The sequence below is a fragment of the Trinickia sp. genome (assembly GCF_051954495.1).
GTDB lineage: Bacteria > Pseudomonadota > Gammaproteobacteria > Burkholderiales > Burkholderiaceae > Trinickia.
Window position 1 is genome coordinate 69,364 of sequence record NZ_JBQCHR010000193.1, and the last position, 14,939, is coordinate 84,302.

Here is a 14,939-nt window from a genome sequence, read left to right on the forward strand (position 1 = left end):
GTCAAGCGAGCGAACGCGACAGGCCCTCGAACAAGACGTCGCCGCCGAGCACGAAGCCTCGGCCGTCGACGACGACGTGCGCCGCCAGCGTCACGCATAAATGCTTTGAACTCGACGACATGTAGGGCTCGCTCACGATGGTCTCGCCCGGCCGCACCAGCGCGTCGCGAAAGTAGGCCCGCTTGGACCAGTTTGCGCCCGCCCGCCGCGCCAGCAACGGGAACGTCGCGCTGCGCAGATCGTGGTGCCGCTCGGGTTCGATGTTCTCGCCCACCTGCTGGCCGGTGTCGTCGAGCACGAATACGCGCAACGCCCATTCACATGCCAGAAAATGCCGGGCAGCCTGATCCGCGGGCGCACCGGCGCACCACGCGTCCTTGAACGCGCCGAAGGCGAGACGGTAGGGAAGCAGTTCGTCGAGGTCGCCGGCCCGGCGCAGCCTGCGCGCGTGCGTGAGACGCGCGTCGCGTCCCGACATCGGCACGCCGCCGAGCGGCATCCTCAGGTCGATCTCGGTCGTCGGTCGAGCAAAAAAATAACCTTGGACAAAATCGGCGTCGCAGTCGGCGCTCAGCATGGCTTGCTCCTCCGTCTCGATCCCCTCGATGACGATGAACGTGCCGATGTCGTGCAGCAGATCGACGAGCCGCAGCAGGCTGCGGGCATTCCGATAGCTGGAAACGGCCTTGCAAATCAATTCCCGATCGAGTTTGACGACGTCGGGCCGTAAATCCCACACGCGCCCGAGGTTGGTCAACCCCGCGCCGAAATCGTCGAGCGCGATCAGGAAGCCGCGCTCGCGCAAGCGTTCCACGGCGTCGACGAGCGCCGCGGGCGTCTCCTGCCGCGCTTCGAGTATTTCGATGACGACGCGCCCGGGCACGACGCCGCTTTCGATCAATTCGTCGGCCAGCGCCGGCGCATGGACGGCGTCGACGAGCACATCCGGATGCAGATTGACGAACAGCACGCTTTCGTCGTCGGCAAAGCGAGCGAACCGCCGCACGTGGTGCAGCGTACAGGCGCGCTCGTACTCGCCGTAGCGGCCGGAGCGCCGTGCGACGCCGAACGCCGCTTCCGGCGAGCAGGGAGCGTTCTCGTGCGTCGCGCGCAGCAGCGCCTCGTAGCCGACGGCCGCCCCGTGGGCAAGCGACAGCACGGGCTGAAAGGCGCTTTCTATCTTCGGCAGTCCGGGCGCTTGGTCGTCGATCATGGCAAGAATCGAGTCGTAGGGGTCGAAAGCCGACATGGCGATCGATTGTAGTCGGCCACATCTGTCCTGTGGCGCTCCTTGGCGTTATATATCGTCAGATGGTTCACCGAACTTGATGGTCTTCTTGGGGGAAACGCGAACCTCGTATCAACTTTCCCCGCGCCGCGCCGTTATCAGCGGTATAGCCCGAGCACCGTCGGTGAAGGCGCACGCCGAGACGGGGGTGCAACCGATGCGCGCGGGCGCAACCGAAGAGGATATTTTGATGGCCGCTGATCATCACTCGATCGACGAACGCACCAATTTGACGAGTTCGAACAAGTTCGAACTCTTGCTTTTCCGGCTCGGCTGCGCCCCCGGGAACGACGACTCGCACGAACTCTACGGCATCAACGTCTTCAAAGTGCGCGAGATCATGACCATGCCGACGATCACCCCGATCGCCGGGGCGTCGGAGCACATGATCGGCGCCGTCGATATCCGCGGACAGATCATTCCCGTCATCGATTTGCCCAAGCTCATGGGCTGCAACCCGACGCGCGGCCTGAACATCTTGCTCGTCACGGAATTCGCTCGCTCGACGCAGGCCTTTGCCGTCGAGGAAGTCGACGATATCGTCCGCCTCGAATGGAATCAGGTGCTGTCGGCCGAAGGCTCCGCGGGCGGCAGCTCGGTCACGAGCATCGCGCGCATCGACGGCAACACGGGCGATTCGCGCCTCGCGCAGGTCGTCGACGTCGAGCAAGTGCTGCGCGACGTGTTCCCGGCTCAGCACCCGAGCGTGGAAGTGGAAGACGTGGGCACCTCGGTCAAGATCAAGGGCGGCGCCAAAATCCTGGCGGCCGACGATTCCGGTTTCGCCCGCAAGCTCATCGAGCAAAGCCTGGCGGCCCTCGGCGCCGAATACATCATCGCCAAGACCGGCCAAGAGGCATGGGATACGCTCAGGCGCATCGCCGACGAAGCGCAGAAGGAAGGCGTGCGCACGCGCGATAAAGTCGCGCTCGTGTTGACCGATCTGGAAATGCCGGAGATGGACGGCTTCATGCTGACGCGCCAGATCAAGGGCGACGACCGGATGCGCGATATTCCCGTGATCATCCACTCGTCGTTGACGGGGACGGCCAATGAAACGCACGTCAAGAACGCCGGCGCGACCGGCTACGTGGCGAAATTCGCGGCCGGCGACCTCGCCGAGGCCATCCGTCAGGCGCTCGCCACCTGACGAAAGCCAGCCGGCGGGCGCGTCGATAGGGGGATGTCCGGAAGCGGGATTTTCGGACACCCTCCACGCACAGGCCAGCCCGGTCGAGCGGAAGGCGGCTCGCTCATAGGAGCGGCAGCCCCGCATCGCGCTTGACTTCCCTTAGCGACAGCACCGATTCGACCGAGGTCACGCCCGGCAGCGCGCGCAGGACGTCGCGGACGAACGCGCCGTAATCTTCCAGGTCGCGCGACACCACGTGCAACAAGTAATCGGCGCTGCCGGACACGTTGTGGCAGGTGACGATGCGCGGGATGGCTTGAATTTCGCGCTCGAATTCGTCGGCAAGGCGCCGGTCGTGCACGCCGAATCGCACGAGCGCGAACGCGGTCACGCCGATATGGAGCGCCGACTTCGACAGCACGGCCCGGTATCCCTCGATATAGCCGTCCGTTTCGAGCCGCTTCAAACGGCGTGCGCAGGGCGTTTCGGTCAAGCCGACGGCGTCGGCGAGACTCGCGTTCGTCATGCGGCCGTCCGCTTGGACCGCCATCAAGATCGCGCGGTCGGTCTTGTCCAATGTCATGCTTCGCTGCCCTTCGTCCTTCGTTCCAAGAGCTGCGATGGTAGCGCATGGGTTCCGCCATGGGCACCCTCCTTGCTGCGCCATGGCGTCATGCGCATGCTTCCGACCCTACCGCAGAACGCACCGGCCCCCTACTTCGTCGTTTCGCCGCACTTGGACGACGCCGTCTTCAGTTGCGCGATGCTGCTCGCGAGTTATCCGGGGTCCATCGTCTGCACGGTGTTTTGCGGTGAACCGGCTCCGCCGCAGCGAACGCCGTGGGACAGCGAAGCGGGGCATCGCGATTCGAGCGAGGCCCTGCGTGCTCGCGTGGCGGAGGACGAGCGAGCGCTAGCGATCGTCGGCGCGCACGGCATACGTTTGCCGTTCTTGGACAGCCAATACGGGTGCACTCCATCGGTCGCCGAGATCGCGGACGCGTTGACGCGGGCTTGGCGGCGCTCGGGCGCGCCGTCTCTGGTCGCGCCGTTGGGCCTCTATCACTCCGACCACGTGCTCGTCGCCGATGCCTGCCGCGCGCTGGCGCGTCGAGCACGGTTGCCGACCCTCATGCTCTACGAAGATGCGCTCTATCGCACGAATCGCGCGATCGCTAGGCAGCGCTACGCATCGTTATCCGAAGAAGGCTGCCGCGTCTTGCCGCTTGCCGACACGGTTGCGACGGCGCTGCGCCGGCCGGGCTCCGCCAATGCGAAATGGCGCGCCGTGCGCGCGTACCGCAGCCAGTTGCGCGCCTTTGCCGACCCCCATCCGCACGATCTCGTCGAACCCGAGCGCTACAAGATGCTGCTCATCGATCAGGCTTAGCGACTGCCGTCGCCAAAGGCGGCAGCTCAGTCGCTCGTTCGGCCTCGCGTACGCGCTGCCTCATCAGCAAAACCTTGCGACTCGCGACCCGACGACGACGCCAAGCCCAGGCGAAATCCGCCACCAGCGCCGCGCTATCGCGCAAGAAGGCTGCTGGCCGTTCCTTGGCCAATAGGGTCAAGGCTTGGCGCGACGCCGCGACGGCCTCGGCCAGCGGCAACCGCATCCATGCGACCAGCGCGGCATTGCGCGCGAGCATCCGCCGGCGAAGCCCTGCATCTCGAACAAGGGAGGGATGGTGCGTGACGGTCACCGCATCGCAATAGACCATCGAATAGCCGAGTTCGAGCACGTCGAGGGAAACGAGCGACTCCTCGCCCCCGATGAACAGCCGCGGTTCGTACCCGCCTACTTCGCGAAACACCTCTGTCCGAAATACGCACGCACCGGCCATGTAGCCGACGAGCGCCGGACCGGGTAGCCCCTCGCTCGACAGCGGGCTCGCCTTCATTCGTGCACAAGTAGGGTCCGGGCGGTGCTCGTCGCCAACCAACACGCGAGCGGACAATACCGCCACCGAAGGCGCGGCGTCGAGCACGCGCACCGCCTGCTCGAGCGCGCCGGGCCCCCAATGCGTATCGTCGTCGCTGAACGCAACGTACTCGGTATCCACCGCCGTCACGCCGTGATTGCGGCCCGCCGCCCCGAGATTGGCGCCCAACGCGACGACGTTTACGCCGGCAAACCGTGCTCGCAACGCATGCACGGTGCCGTCGGACGAACCGTTGTCGACGACGACGATGGCCGGCCGCTCCGGCAGCGCGAGCAAGCCTTCGACCGTTTTCGTCACTTCGCTCAAGCGATTGTGCGTCAGCACTACCACCGATATGCGGGCATTCATTGCGATCGTGTCCTCCCTGCCGAGCGTTCGCGTCGACGCGCTGGCAGCAAGAAGCAATCCCATGCGCCGCTTGTTCGCTTCCCCCTTTACCGAGCGTCGCGACGTTCCCTGCTATCGCGGAATTACATTCGACCTGTAACGGCGTCATGGACTGGACATACGCCCGGTAACTTTCACAGAACCGTTGCGTCCGCACGAAACGCTTCTGCAGGTTTGACACGGGCACGGCAGACGATGGGCACACGGTGTGCTCGATTGCCAAGCGAAGCGCACCGCACGCGCCGCGCGATTAGGCAAGGCGCGCAGCGCGAACGCAGGCTCCCCCTAACGAGGACTTCCCATGAAAATCGCACTCGTCAGTGAACACGCATCGCCCCTCGCCGTGGCGGGCGGCGTAGACAGCGGCGGCCAGAATATCTATGTGGCCCACGTCGCGCGCCAATTGCATCGGGCGGGGCATCACGTCGACGTGTTCACGCGGCGAGACCGCGCGCTGCTGCCGGCCGTATCGGATATGGACGGCGTGCGCGTCATCCATGTGCCGGCCGGCCCGCCCACGCAAATGCCCAAGGAGCAACTGCTGCCTTTCATGCCTGAGTTCGCGGATTTCCTGATTGGGTTTTGCCGGCGCGAGCGTCAGGCCTACGACGTCATACACGCCAACTTCTTCATGTCCGGGCTCGCCTGTCTGAAGGTGAAGGCGACCCTGGGCATTCCCCTCGTCACGACGTTCCATGCGCTAGGGAAGGTGCGAAGGCTGCATCAGGGCGCCGACGACGGGTTTCCCGACGAACGCTTCGCGATCGAAGAGCAGCTCGTGCGCGAGTCGGATGCGATCATCGCCGAATGCCCCCAGGACGCCATCGATCTGCGCGAGCACTACGGGTCCGATCCCACCCGCGTCGAAATCGTGCCCTGCGGGTTCGATACGACCGAGTTCAGCCGCGTGGAGCGTAGCGCCGCGCGCGCCGCGCTCGGTTGGCCACAGCATCAGTTCGCCGTCTTGCAACTCGGGCGCCTCGTCCCGCGCAAGGGGATCGACACCGTCGTGCGCGCGCTGGCGCGCCTGCGCGAGCGCACGAGCGTCGATGCGCACCTTTATATCGTCGGCGGCAACGCAGACCTGCCCAATGAAATCGCCACGCCCGAGATCGCTCGCTTGCGCGGCATCGCGACCGGCTGCGGCGTCGCCGATCACGTGACGTTCGTCGGACGCCGCGGCCGCACGCAATTGCGCGAGTTCTACGGCGCGGCCGATGTGTTCGCGACGACACCGTGGTACGAGCCGTTCGGTATTACGCCTATCGAAGCGATGGCATGCGCGCGGCCTGTCGTCGGCGCGGATGTCGGCGGCATTCGTTATACGGTGGTCGACGGCAAGACCGGCTTCCTGGTGCCCCCGCGCGATCACGATGCGCTTGCCGAACGATTGGCATGCATCGCGCGCGACCCCGCGCTGGGCGAGCGGATGGGCGAAGCCGGGTTCGAACGCGTGCATGCCAGCTTCACGTGGACACGCGTGGCCCGCATGCTGGAGGACGTCTATCTGCGCGTGGCGCGCGCACCGGAGGAGGCGCCGCGCGAGCGCGCGGAGCGCTCGCCCCGCGTGAAAAACACCCGCGCCGCGCAAGCCGCCGTCGGCCGTGCTTGAGCCCGCGCAGCACCTAGCGCCGGACGCGAGCGTTTCCGCCATGACGCATGCCGCCGTGCTGTTCGACAAGGACGGGACGTTGCTCGACGACGTGCCCTACAACGTCGATCCCGCCCTCATGCGCTTCGCGCCAGGCGCGGGCGACGCGCTCGCCCTGCTGGCCGCGCGAGGCTTCCGGCTGTTCGTCATCAGCAATCAAGGCGGCGTCGCGCTCGGGCGATTTCCGTACGACGCGCTGGCCGAGATGGAGGCGCACCTGAGCCGCATGTTCGACGCATGCGGCGTCACGCTCGCGGGCGCCTACTGGTGCCCCCATCATCCCGAGGGCGTCGTCGCTCGCTACGCCTACCGCTGCGCTTGCCGCAAGCCGGCGCCCGGCCTGCTGCTGCGCGCCGCGCGCGATCATGCCATCGACTTGTCGGCGAGCTGGTTCGTGGGCGACATACTGGACGACGTCGAAGCCGGCACGCGCGCGGGATGCCGCACGGTGCTCCTAGACAACGGTAACGAAACGGAATGGCTGCGTGGCCCCGATCGCGAGCCGACGCTGCGCGAGCCCGACTTGCTGCGCGCGGCGCTGGCCATCGTCCGCGAGCACGATGCCCGGCCGGCAACCGCCCGCACCGATGGGCGCCCGGTTTCGAGACCGCCTACGAACGAAGCTTCGGCAAGGGGAAGCACCCGATGAGCGCGCTCCCGTTCAAGATCCTGCCCGTCGTCGCACAGGCGCCCGAGCGCGAAACGTCGTTTTCGCATTGGGGGGAGGACGTCAAACGCATCCTATGCGTTCGCCTCGATCGGCTTGGCGACATCCTGATGACGACGCCCGCCATGCACGCGCTGCGCACGTCCGCGCCCAACCGGCACATCACGCTGCTTACCTCGAGCGTGGGGGCCAAGGCCGCGCCGTTTCTGGGCGACGTGGACGAGGTCATCGCCTACGACGCGCCTTGGCATGGATCGACACCGGGCGCCGCGCCTTCGGCCGACCTCGCGATGCAACGCAGGCTTGACGCCGGGCGCTACGACGCCGCCGCGATCTTCACGGTATACAGCCAAAGCGCGCTGCCCGCCGCCATGCTGTGCTATTTGGCCGGCATTCCGAGGCGACTCGCGCATAGCCGAGAAAATCCCTACGGACTCCTGACCGATTGGGTCTGCGAGCCGGAGCCGCATGGCGGCGTTAGGCACGAAGTGGAGCGCCAATTGGCGCTTGTCGCCAAAGTCGGCGCGACCTGCGTCGACACGCGCATGCGGTTCGACGTGCCGACCGGGGCGCGCGAATCGTTGGCGGTTCACCTGAGCGCGCGAGGGATCGAGCCGGAAGGACCGTGGTTCGTGATCCACCCCGGCGCCAGCGCACCGTCTCGCCGATACCCGCCCGAGCGCTTCGGCGAGGTAGCCGCGCGCCTCGCCCGCGAGACCTCCTGGCCGATCTTGTTGACCGGCGCAGCCGAAGAGACGCCGCTCGTGCGCGAGGTCATGGCCTGCGCCGGCCCCGCCGCGCGCGCACGTCTGCACGATCTATCAGGAGAACTAAGCATCGGCGAGCTGGCCGCATTGCTCGAAAGCACGACGGTGCTCGTGACGAACAACAGCGGCCCCGTCCACCTTGCTTCGGCGCTCGCCACGCCCGTCGTCGACGTCTATGCCCTGACCAATCCGCAGCACACGCCCTGGCAGACCGAACAGCGGGTGCTGTTTCACGATGTCGAGTGCCGCTGGTGCTACCGCGGGGAATGTCCGCAAGGCCACCATCGTTGCATCACGGGCGTGAGCCCGTCGAAGGTGGCCGCGGCGGCGTTGGATTTGGCGGCCTCGCGTCACCCGCTGCGCGGCGCGCCCGCCGGCGTCGACGCCGCATCGGTCACCGCCCCGCTCACTTCGTAAATCGCTCTCTCTTTCGACCACCGACCATCGCCATGTACACACTCGGAATCAATGCCGTCTATCACGATAGCGCCGCGACGCTCGTCAAGGACGGCGTCGTCATCGCCGCGGCCGAGGACGAACGTTTCACGCACGTGAAGCACGCCAAGCGGCCCGTACCGTTTTCGACGTGGCAAATGCCGTTCGACGCCATCGACTACTGCCTCAAGGAAGCCGGCATCGAGCTCGCCGACGTCGATCACGTCGCCTACTCGTACGACCCGGCCCTCCTGCCGACGATGCCGGGCCCGTCGCGCGGTCAGGCGACGATCGCGTTACCGCTCGAGCCCGGACTGCAGCGCGCGGAACACGCGAGCGCATCGCCTTGGGATCCCTTGTTCGTCAGCTATATCGTCAACGCGCGCGCTCAGCTCATCGACGGCGCGCCGCACCATCTCGCCAAGCGCTTCCGAGCGCCCGACGGCGGGCACCGCTTCGCCTGGCACTACGTCGAGCACCATCTCGCCCACGAGGCGAGCGCGTTCTTGGCCGCGCCGCTGGGCGATACCGCCGTGCTGACGATGGACGGGCGCGGCGAAGGCGTCACGACGAGCCTCGGTCAATTCGTCGACGGACAGTACAAGCGCATCAAGCAAGTCGAGCTTCCGCACTCGCTCGGTCTGCTCTACGAAGCGGTGACGAGTTGGCTCGGCTTTCTGCACTCCTCCGACGAGTACAAGGTCATGGCGCTGGCCGCATTCGGCCGCCCCGCCTACGCCGATGTCTTCCGCGAAATCGTGCGATATCGCGGCAACGGCAGCTATACCGTCGAGGACGCCAACCTCGTCGAGCGATTCGGGCCGCCGCGCGAGCGGGGCGGCCCGCTCGAACAGCGTCACTACGACATCGCGAGCTCGCTGCAGACGGTGCTCGAGGAGACCGTGCTAGAACTGGCGCGTTGGCTGCACGAGCGTACCGGACTGCCGCGGCTATGCATGGCGGGCGGCGTCGCGCTCAATTGCGTCATGAACGCGCGGCTGCGCGACGAGGGTCCGTTCGACGAAGTGTGGGTGCAGCCAGCCGCGGGCGACGCCGGCACGGCGCTGGGCGCGGCGCTGTGGATCGATTGGCGCGAGCGCGGCTTGACCGGCGACCGGTCGCGGCGTTGGACCATGGATCACGCGTACCTCGGTCCCTCGTATCCGGACAGCGAAGTCGAGGCGTTTCTGCGCTGGTCAAAAGTCCCCTTCAAACGGCTCGACGACATCGCGGGCGAAACGGCCGACCTCCTAGCGGCCGGCAACGTCATCGGCTGGTACCAAGGCCGTACCGAATTCGGGCCGCGCGCGTTGGGCGCGCGCTCGATCCTCGCCTCGCCGATCGATCCGGGCATGCAAGCGAAGCTCAACGAAATCAAGGACCGGGAGGACTTCCGCCCCGTCGCGCCGGTGGTGATGCAAGAACACGCCGATGCTTGGTTCGCGGGCGCGCGCATTGCGCCGTTCATGCTGTTCATCTTCGATGTGCGGCCTGAAGTGGCGGAGCGCATCCCCGCTGTGCGCCACGTCGACGGCACCGCACGCGTGCAGACGATCAATCGTGCGCAACACCCGCTCTACTACGATTTGCTCGCCGCCTTCCACGCGCGCACGGGCGTGCCGATCCTCGTCAATACCTCGTTCAACACACGGGGCGAGCCGATGGTCAATTCGCCGCGCGATGCGCTCGAATCGTTTTGGACGTCGCCGCTCGACGCGCTCGTCATCGGGCCGTTCCTCATCACGAAACAAGGAGCCGCGTCGTGAGTACACCCGAGGCCGCGCAGCCGCGCGCGCGCACCGATGCGCCGCCGCACGCCGGGCACGCGGCGGGGCTGCGCCCCGACGTCTCCGTCGTTGTGCCCACCTGGCGGCGCCCAGCGTTGCTGGAGCGTTGCCTCGAAGCCCTGGTCCGTCAAACGCTCGACCCTCAGCGCTACGAGATCGTGGTGTGCGACGACGGGCCCGACGAAGCCACGCGCGCCCTCGTGGAACGCATCGGCGACGCGCATTTGGCGCGGGGCCTGCAAATTCGCTATTTGCCGATCACGGCCACGCAAGGCCCGGCAGGCGCCCGCAATGCCGGATGGCGGCACGCGCTCGCGCACACGATCGCTTTTACCGACGACGACACGATCCCCGATCCGCACTGGCTCGAAGCCGGATTGGCCGCGATGGCCGGTGGCGCCTGCGCCGCCTCGGGCGCGATCGTCGTCCCGCTCAGAGAGCGGCCAACCGACTACGAGGCCGACGCCAGCGGGCTCGAGCGCGCCGAATTCGCCACTGCCAACGCGTTCGTGAAGCGCTCGGCCTTGATCGCCGTCGACGGCTTCGACGAGCGTTTCACGTCCGCCTGGCGGGAAGATTCGGATCTGCAGTTTTCCTTGCTCGACGCAGGCGGCGAGATCGTGAATGCGCCCGATGCCGTGGTCGTGCATCCGGTGCGCCCCGCGCGCTGGGGCGTCAGCCTTTCACAGCAGCGCAAGAGCGCATTCGAAGCGCTGCTTTATCGAAAGCACCCCGATCTCTATCGCAAACGGATCGCCGAGGCGCCGCCGCTCGCCTACTACGCGAGCGCTGCGGGGGCCGTCGTCGGTGTGCTGGGGCTCGCGGCAAACATGCCAGCGGCTGCGGGACTGGGCGCGCTCGTCTGGCTCGCACTGACCGCGCGCTTTTTCGCGCGGCGCATGCGCGGTCGCAGCACGGCCTGGAGTCATGTCGTCGAGATGGCCGTCACGTCGGTGCTGATCCCGTTCCTTTCCATCTATTGGCGCTTGCGCGGCGCTTTGCGCTATCGGACATGGTTTCTTTGATGCCCAACTTCCCCGCTTCCCCCGAACTTTCTCCGCCACGGCGCATCGCGGTATTTCGCGCTCTGCAGCTCGGCGACATGCTGTGCTCCGTGCCCGCCCTTCGCGCGTTACGGCGCGCTTGGCCCGACGCGCACGTCACGTTGATCGGGCTGCCGTGGGCGACGCGCTTCGTCGAGCGCTTTCCGTCGCTGATCGACGAACTCGTCGTATTTCCGGGTGCGCGCGGCTTTCCCGAGCAGGAAGAAAGCGACGCGGGCCTGCCGCGTTTTTTCGCGGCGATGCGCGACCGGCGCTTCGACCTGGCCATTCAAATGCACGGCAGCGGCGGTCCGGCCAATGACATCGTCAGGCAATTCGGCGCCGCCGCCTATGCGGGATTCCGCCAACCGCACGAGGCCCGCGACGACGGCTTCATCGCGTGGCCGGAGGATCTGCCGGAGCCGCACCGCTATTTGGCGCTCATGCGTGCGCTAGGGATCGACGCCAAGGACGACGCCTTGTGGTTCCCGCTGACGCCGCACGACCGCTGCGAGTACGCGGCGCTCGAAACGCGGCACGGCATCGAGCCGGAGCGGCTGATCGTTTTGCATCCCGGGGCACAACTGCCCTCACGGCGTTGGCCGGCGGCGCGATTCGCGCAAGTGGCCGATGCGTTGTCCGCGAATGGCTGGCAGATCGCCATTACCGGCACGTCGAACGAAGCGGCGATCACGGCGGCCGTGCTCGGCGAGATGGCCGCGCCCGCGCTGCACTTGACGGGCTCCACCACGCTGGGCGGCCTTGCGGCCCTCGTCGCGCGCGCGAGGCTCGTGGTCTGCAACGATACGGGCATCTCTCATGTGGCCGCCGCCATGCGCACGCCGAGCACCGTCATCGCCTCGGGCAGCGACACGCGCCGCTGGGCGCCGCTCGATCGCGCTCGCCATCGCGTGCTGGCCGACTATCCGCCTTGCCGGCCTTGCGCATTTCGCGATTGCCCCTATGGGCACACGTGCGCGCTCAACGTCAGTGTCGATCGCGTGGTCGAAGCCGCGCTCGATCAGCTCGCGCACCGTGCGCGCGCGCATCCCGCCGGCGAAAACGTCCTGCATGCGCGGTCACCCCATCGTGCAAAGGAGCCGGGCCATGCAACGTAATCGACCGCTGCGGGTGCTGACGTGGCACGTCCACGGCAATTACCTTTACTACCTCACCCAGACGCCGCACGAGTTCTGGCTCGTGACGCGGCCCGGCAATCCGCCCGGGCACGCCGGGCGAACGGGCGTGCTGCCCTGGGGCCCCAACGTGCACGAGGTGGATGCGGCCATGGTGTCGCAACGCGACTTCGACGTCGTGCTCTATCAGCATCGGGAGCATTGGGAGCGCGACCGCTGGACGGTGTTGTCGGAAGCGCAGCGCCGGCTGCCGACGGTCTATCTCGAACACGACCCGCCGCAAGTCAACCCGTTTTCGGAACGCCATTGGGTCACCGAGCTATCCACGTTGATCGTGCATGTCACGCACTTCAACCGGCTGATGTGGGATTGCGACAACGTGCCGACGCGTGTCATCGAGCACGGCGTGCTCGTGCCGGACGGCGTGCGCTATACGGGCGAACTCGAGCGAGGCGTCGTCGTGGTCAACAATCTGGCGACGCGCGGCCGCCGACTCGGCGCCGACATTTACGCCGCCGCGGCGCAACGTGTCCCGCTGGATCTCGTCGGCATGAACGCGCAAGACGCGGGCGGCCTGCGCGAAATCGGCAATCTCGATCTCGCGGCGTTCACGGCTCGCTACCGCTTCTTTTTCAATCCCATTCGCTGGACGAGCCTCGGCCTAGCGATCATCGAGGCGATGACGATCGGGATGCCGATCGTCGGCTTGGCGACGACGGAACTGCCCACCGTCATCGTCGACGGCGAGAACGGCTATCTAGCCACCGACGTCGACGCGCTCGTCGAACGGATGCGCGCGTTGCTGGGCGACCCGAAAGAGGCGCGCCGCCTAGGTGAGAACGCCCGCCGCACCGCGCTCGAACGCTTCGGCATCGAACGGTTCGTGCGCGATTGGGACGCGCTGCTGCGCGAGGTCGCTTCATGACCGCGGCTCGTTCGACCCGTCCTTCCGATACCCCATGCACTCCTTGGAGCAACGACCGATGAAAGAACTCGATCGAAAGCGAATCCTGGTCACGGGCGGCGCCGGCTTTCTCGGCTCGCACCTTTGCGAGCGGTTGGTCGAAGCCGGCCACGATGTCCTGTGCGTCGACAATTTCTTCACCGGCACGCGCGAGAACGTCGCGCATCTGCTCGGCTGCAGCAACTTCGAACTCATGCGGCACGACGTGACGTTTCCGCTCTATGTCGAAGTCGACGAAATCTACAATTTGGCTTGTCCTGCCTCGCCCGTTCACTACCAGTACGACCCCGTGCGCACGACGAAGACGAGCGTGCACGGCGCCATCAATATGCTGGGGCTCGCCAAGCGCGTGCGCGCGAAAATCTTCCAGGCGTCGACGAGCGAGGTCTATGGCGACGCTCGCGTGCACCCGCAGAAGGAGGACTATTGGGGGCACGTGAATCCGATCGGCCCGCGCTCCTGCTACGACGAAGGAAAACGATGCGCGGAGACGTTGTTCGTCGATTATCGGCGCCAGTACGGGCTCGAAATTCGCATCGCGCGGATCTTCAACACCTACGGGCCGCGCATGCATCCGGCCGACGGACGCGTGGTGTCGAACTTCATGGTGCAGGCGCTTTCGGGCGAACCGCTGACGGTGTACGGCGACGGTACGCAAACCCGCTCGCTGTGCTACGTCGACGACATCATCGACGCATTCATTCGTTTGATGGATGCACCCGACGGTTCGTGCGATCCGGTCAATCTGGGCAATCCGCACGAGATCACGATGCTCGAATTGGCCGAGCACGTGCGACACGCCACGCAGTCCGACAGCGAGATCGTGTTTCGTCCGCTGCCTATCGACGATCCGTGGCATCGTCAACCGGATATTTCGGCGGCGCGTGCGTTGCTGGAGTGGGCGCCCAGCACGCCGCTCGACGAAGGGTTGCGGCATACGGCCGAGCACTTCCGGATGCGGCTTGCCGGCGTACCGCTCGCGGATTGCGGGAGGGAGACCGGCGTGTCGCGAGAGCGCGGAGCGACCGGCAATCGTTGATGTCGCGATATTCGTCGGGCGTCCTGCGGGCAACATCGGTCGCCGTGGAAGCTCTATGGTTCCCAGAATCAGCGCAGAGGCGTCATTCAGGAAGGATGCGTGAGCCGTCGATGTTGAGTAGCTGAAACTTGGTTAGTGACTCTTCCATCGCATTCGTTTTCTTGAGGTTCGCAATGACGCCGTCCAGATTCGTGTAGTCGAACTGTGCGCACCAGCGCGCCATTTTTGCAAGACTGCGCGCGTAATCAGCGGGCTCGTTCTCGCGGGTGAGCTTACGCAGGCAATCGACGAATTGCGGATGAAAGAGGGTTGGCACAATAATGCGGTACAGCCCGGTGCGCGACAGTTCCGCGTTCATCACGAGGCGTGAAATCCGACCGTTTCCGTCGACGAACGGATGAATCTCCGCCACCGCCCCGAGGATGTCGTGGGAGTCCTTCGGGCGGGTCGACATCACCTTCTGGTGCATGACAATATCGCGCGCATCCTCAATGGCGAATTTTGTCCCCTCGACGTAGTTCGAAAAATACGACTCTACGAAGGCGCGATTGTGCCGCGCCGTCCTTGGTTACGGGCTCTAGGGTCGCGGTCATGAAGGTGCCGAGTTGTCGCGTAGAGTCACATTTTATCGCCTCGAACTCACATTTTGTCGCGCAGAGTCACAGAAATGGTCAAATTTGTCGCGTAGGCTCACAAAATG

14 protein-coding genes are annotated in these 14,939 nt (G+C 66.0%); 10 read left to right on the forward strand and 4 right to left on the reverse strand.

From position 1 onward, the window contains the following. Position 1: 1 nt before the first annotated feature. Complete coding sequence (locus tag ACTHNR_RS27345; RefSeq protein ID WP_440552105.1) at positions 2–1,249, reverse strand: sensor domain-containing phosphodiesterase; 1,248 nt, start codon at positions 1,247–1,249, stop codon at positions 2–4. Between the two features lie 229 nt (positions 1,250–1,478). On the opposite strand from ACTHNR_RS27345, the gene ACTHNR_RS27350 reads away from it, so the two are divergent. Next, on the forward strand, positions 1,479–2,438 hold the full coding sequence (locus ACTHNR_RS27350; RefSeq protein ID WP_440552106.1) for a chemotaxis protein CheV: 960 nt from the start codon (positions 1,479–1,481) through the stop codon (positions 2,436–2,438). 103 nt (positions 2,439–2,541) lie between these two features. On the opposite strand, the gene ACTHNR_RS27355 is transcribed toward ACTHNR_RS27350, so the two are convergent. Further along, positions 2,542–3,003 (reverse strand): Lrp/AsnC family transcriptional regulator, encoded by a 462-nt coding sequence (locus ACTHNR_RS27355; RefSeq protein ID WP_440552108.1) that lies wholly within the window; start codon positions 3,001–3,003, stop codon positions 2,542–2,544. Between the two features lie 96 nt (positions 3,004–3,099). Here ACTHNR_RS27355 and ACTHNR_RS27360 point away from each other — a divergent pair, with 96 nt between their 5' ends. Continuing rightward, positions 3,100–3,810, forward strand: coding sequence for a PIG-L deacetylase family protein (locus ACTHNR_RS27360; protein WP_440552110.1), 711 nt, complete (start codon positions 3,100–3,102; stop codon positions 3,808–3,810). On the opposite strand, the gene ACTHNR_RS27365 is transcribed toward ACTHNR_RS27360, so the two are convergent. Then, positions 3,794–4,774 (reverse strand): glycosyltransferase family 2 protein, encoded by a 981-nt coding sequence (locus ACTHNR_RS27365; RefSeq protein WP_440552112.1) that lies wholly within the window; start codon positions 4,772–4,774, stop codon positions 3,794–3,796. The genes ACTHNR_RS27360 and ACTHNR_RS27365 overlap by 17 nt on opposite strands. Before the next feature lie 277 nt (positions 4,775–5,051). Here ACTHNR_RS27365 and ACTHNR_RS27370 point away from each other — a divergent pair, with 277 nt between their 5' ends. The 8 genes from ACTHNR_RS27370 to ACTHNR_RS27405 are packed head-to-tail and all read left to right on the forward strand — an operon-like array spanning position 5,052 to position 14,239. After that, positions 5,052–6,362, forward strand: a complete 1,311-nt coding sequence (locus tag ACTHNR_RS27370; RefSeq protein WP_440552114.1) for a glycosyltransferase family 4 protein — start codon at positions 5,052–5,054, stop codon at positions 6,360–6,362. Positions 6,363–6,402: 40 nt separating this feature from the next. Further along, positions 6,403–7,050, forward strand: coding sequence for a D-glycero-alpha-D-manno-heptose-1,7-bisphosphate 7-phosphatase (locus tag ACTHNR_RS27375; RefSeq protein WP_440552116.1), 648 nt, complete (start codon positions 6,403–6,405; stop codon positions 7,048–7,050). After that, entirely contained in the window at positions 7,047–8,252 is a 1,206-nt protein-coding gene (gene waaF / locus ACTHNR_RS27380) for a lipopolysaccharide heptosyltransferase II (RefSeq protein ID WP_440552118.1), read from the forward strand. Before ACTHNR_RS27375 ends, waaF begins: the two co-directional genes overlap by 4 nt. Positions 8,253–8,284: 32 nt before the next feature. Continuing rightward, entirely contained in the window at positions 8,285–10,036 is a 1,752-nt protein-coding gene (locus ACTHNR_RS27385) for a carbamoyltransferase family protein (protein WP_440552119.1), read from the forward strand. Continuing rightward, positions 10,033–11,082, forward strand: a complete 1,050-nt coding sequence (locus tag ACTHNR_RS27390) for a glycosyltransferase (RefSeq protein ID WP_440552121.1) — start codon at positions 10,033–10,035, stop codon at positions 11,080–11,082. The genes ACTHNR_RS27385 and ACTHNR_RS27390 overlap by 4 nt, the downstream gene beginning before the upstream one ends. After that, complete coding sequence (locus ACTHNR_RS27395) at positions 11,082–12,218, forward strand: glycosyltransferase family 9 protein (RefSeq protein ID WP_440552123.1); 1,137 nt, start codon at positions 11,082–11,084, stop codon at positions 12,216–12,218. The genes ACTHNR_RS27390 and ACTHNR_RS27395 overlap by 1 nt, the downstream gene beginning before the upstream one ends. Next, on the forward strand, positions 12,208–13,161 hold the full coding sequence (locus ACTHNR_RS27400) for a glycosyltransferase family 4 protein (protein WP_440552124.1): 954 nt from the start codon (positions 12,208–12,210) through the stop codon (positions 13,159–13,161). The genes ACTHNR_RS27395 and ACTHNR_RS27400 overlap by 11 nt, the downstream gene beginning before the upstream one ends. Positions 13,162–13,219: 58 nt before the next feature. Then, a complete protein-coding gene (locus tag ACTHNR_RS27405) occupies positions 13,220–14,239 on the forward strand; it encodes a UDP-glucuronic acid decarboxylase family protein (RefSeq protein ID WP_440552126.1) in 1,020 nt (339 codons plus the stop codon). An 82-nt stretch (positions 14,240–14,321) separates the two neighbouring features. Here the strand turns inward: ACTHNR_RS27405 and ACTHNR_RS27410 are convergent, their stop codons facing one another. Continuing rightward, positions 14,322–14,708: a Fic family protein gene (locus tag ACTHNR_RS27410; RefSeq protein WP_440552128.1), complete on the reverse strand. Its 387-nt coding sequence runs from the start codon at positions 14,706–14,708 to the stop codon at positions 14,322–14,324. Between the last annotated feature and the right edge of the window lie 231 nt (positions 14,709–14,939).

Bases quoted from the DNA above. Each gene is read 5' to 3' on its own strand.
- ACTHNR_RS27365 (WP_440552112.1), bottom strand. From the start codon at position 4,774: ATGGGATTGCTTCTTGCTGCCAGCGCGTCGACGCGAACGCTCGGCAGG.
- ACTHNR_RS27395 (WP_440552123.1), top strand. From the start codon at position 11,082: ATGCCCAACTTCCCCGCTTCCCCCGAACTTTCTCCGCCACGGCGCATC.
- ACTHNR_RS27410 (WP_440552128.1), bottom strand. From the start codon at position 14,708: ATGCACCAGAAGGTGATGTCGACCCGCCCGAAGGACTCCCACGACATC.
- ACTHNR_RS27375 (WP_440552116.1), top strand. From the start codon at position 6,403: ATGACGCATGCCGCCGTGCTGTTCGACAAGGACGGGACGTTGCTCGAC.
- ACTHNR_RS27350 (WP_440552106.1), top strand. From the start codon at position 1,479: ATGGCCGCTGATCATCACTCGATCGACGAACGCACCAATTTGACGAGT.
- ACTHNR_RS27400 (WP_440552124.1), top strand. From the start codon at position 12,208: ATGCAACGTAATCGACCGCTGCGGGTGCTGACGTGGCACGTCCACGGC.
- ACTHNR_RS27355 (WP_440552108.1), bottom strand. From the start codon at position 3,003: ATGACATTGGACAAGACCGACCGCGCGATCTTGATGGCGGTCCAAGCG.
- ACTHNR_RS27405 (WP_440552126.1), top strand. From the start codon at position 13,220: ATGAAAGAACTCGATCGAAAGCGAATCCTGGTCACGGGCGGCGCCGGC.
- ACTHNR_RS27385 (WP_440552119.1), top strand. From the start codon at position 8,285: ATGTACACACTCGGAATCAATGCCGTCTATCACGATAGCGCCGCGACG.
- waaF (WP_440552118.1), top strand. From the start codon at position 7,047: ATGAGCGCGCTCCCGTTCAAGATCCTGCCCGTCGTCGCACAGGCGCCC.
- ACTHNR_RS27370 (WP_440552114.1), top strand. From the start codon at position 5,052: ATGAAAATCGCACTCGTCAGTGAACACGCATCGCCCCTCGCCGTGGCG.
- ACTHNR_RS27360 (WP_440552110.1), top strand. From the start codon at position 3,100: ATGCTTCCGACCCTACCGCAGAACGCACCGGCCCCCTACTTCGTCGTT.
- ACTHNR_RS27345 (WP_440552105.1), bottom strand. From the start codon at position 1,249: ATGTCGGCTTTCGACCCCTACGACTCGATTCTTGCCATGATCGACGAC.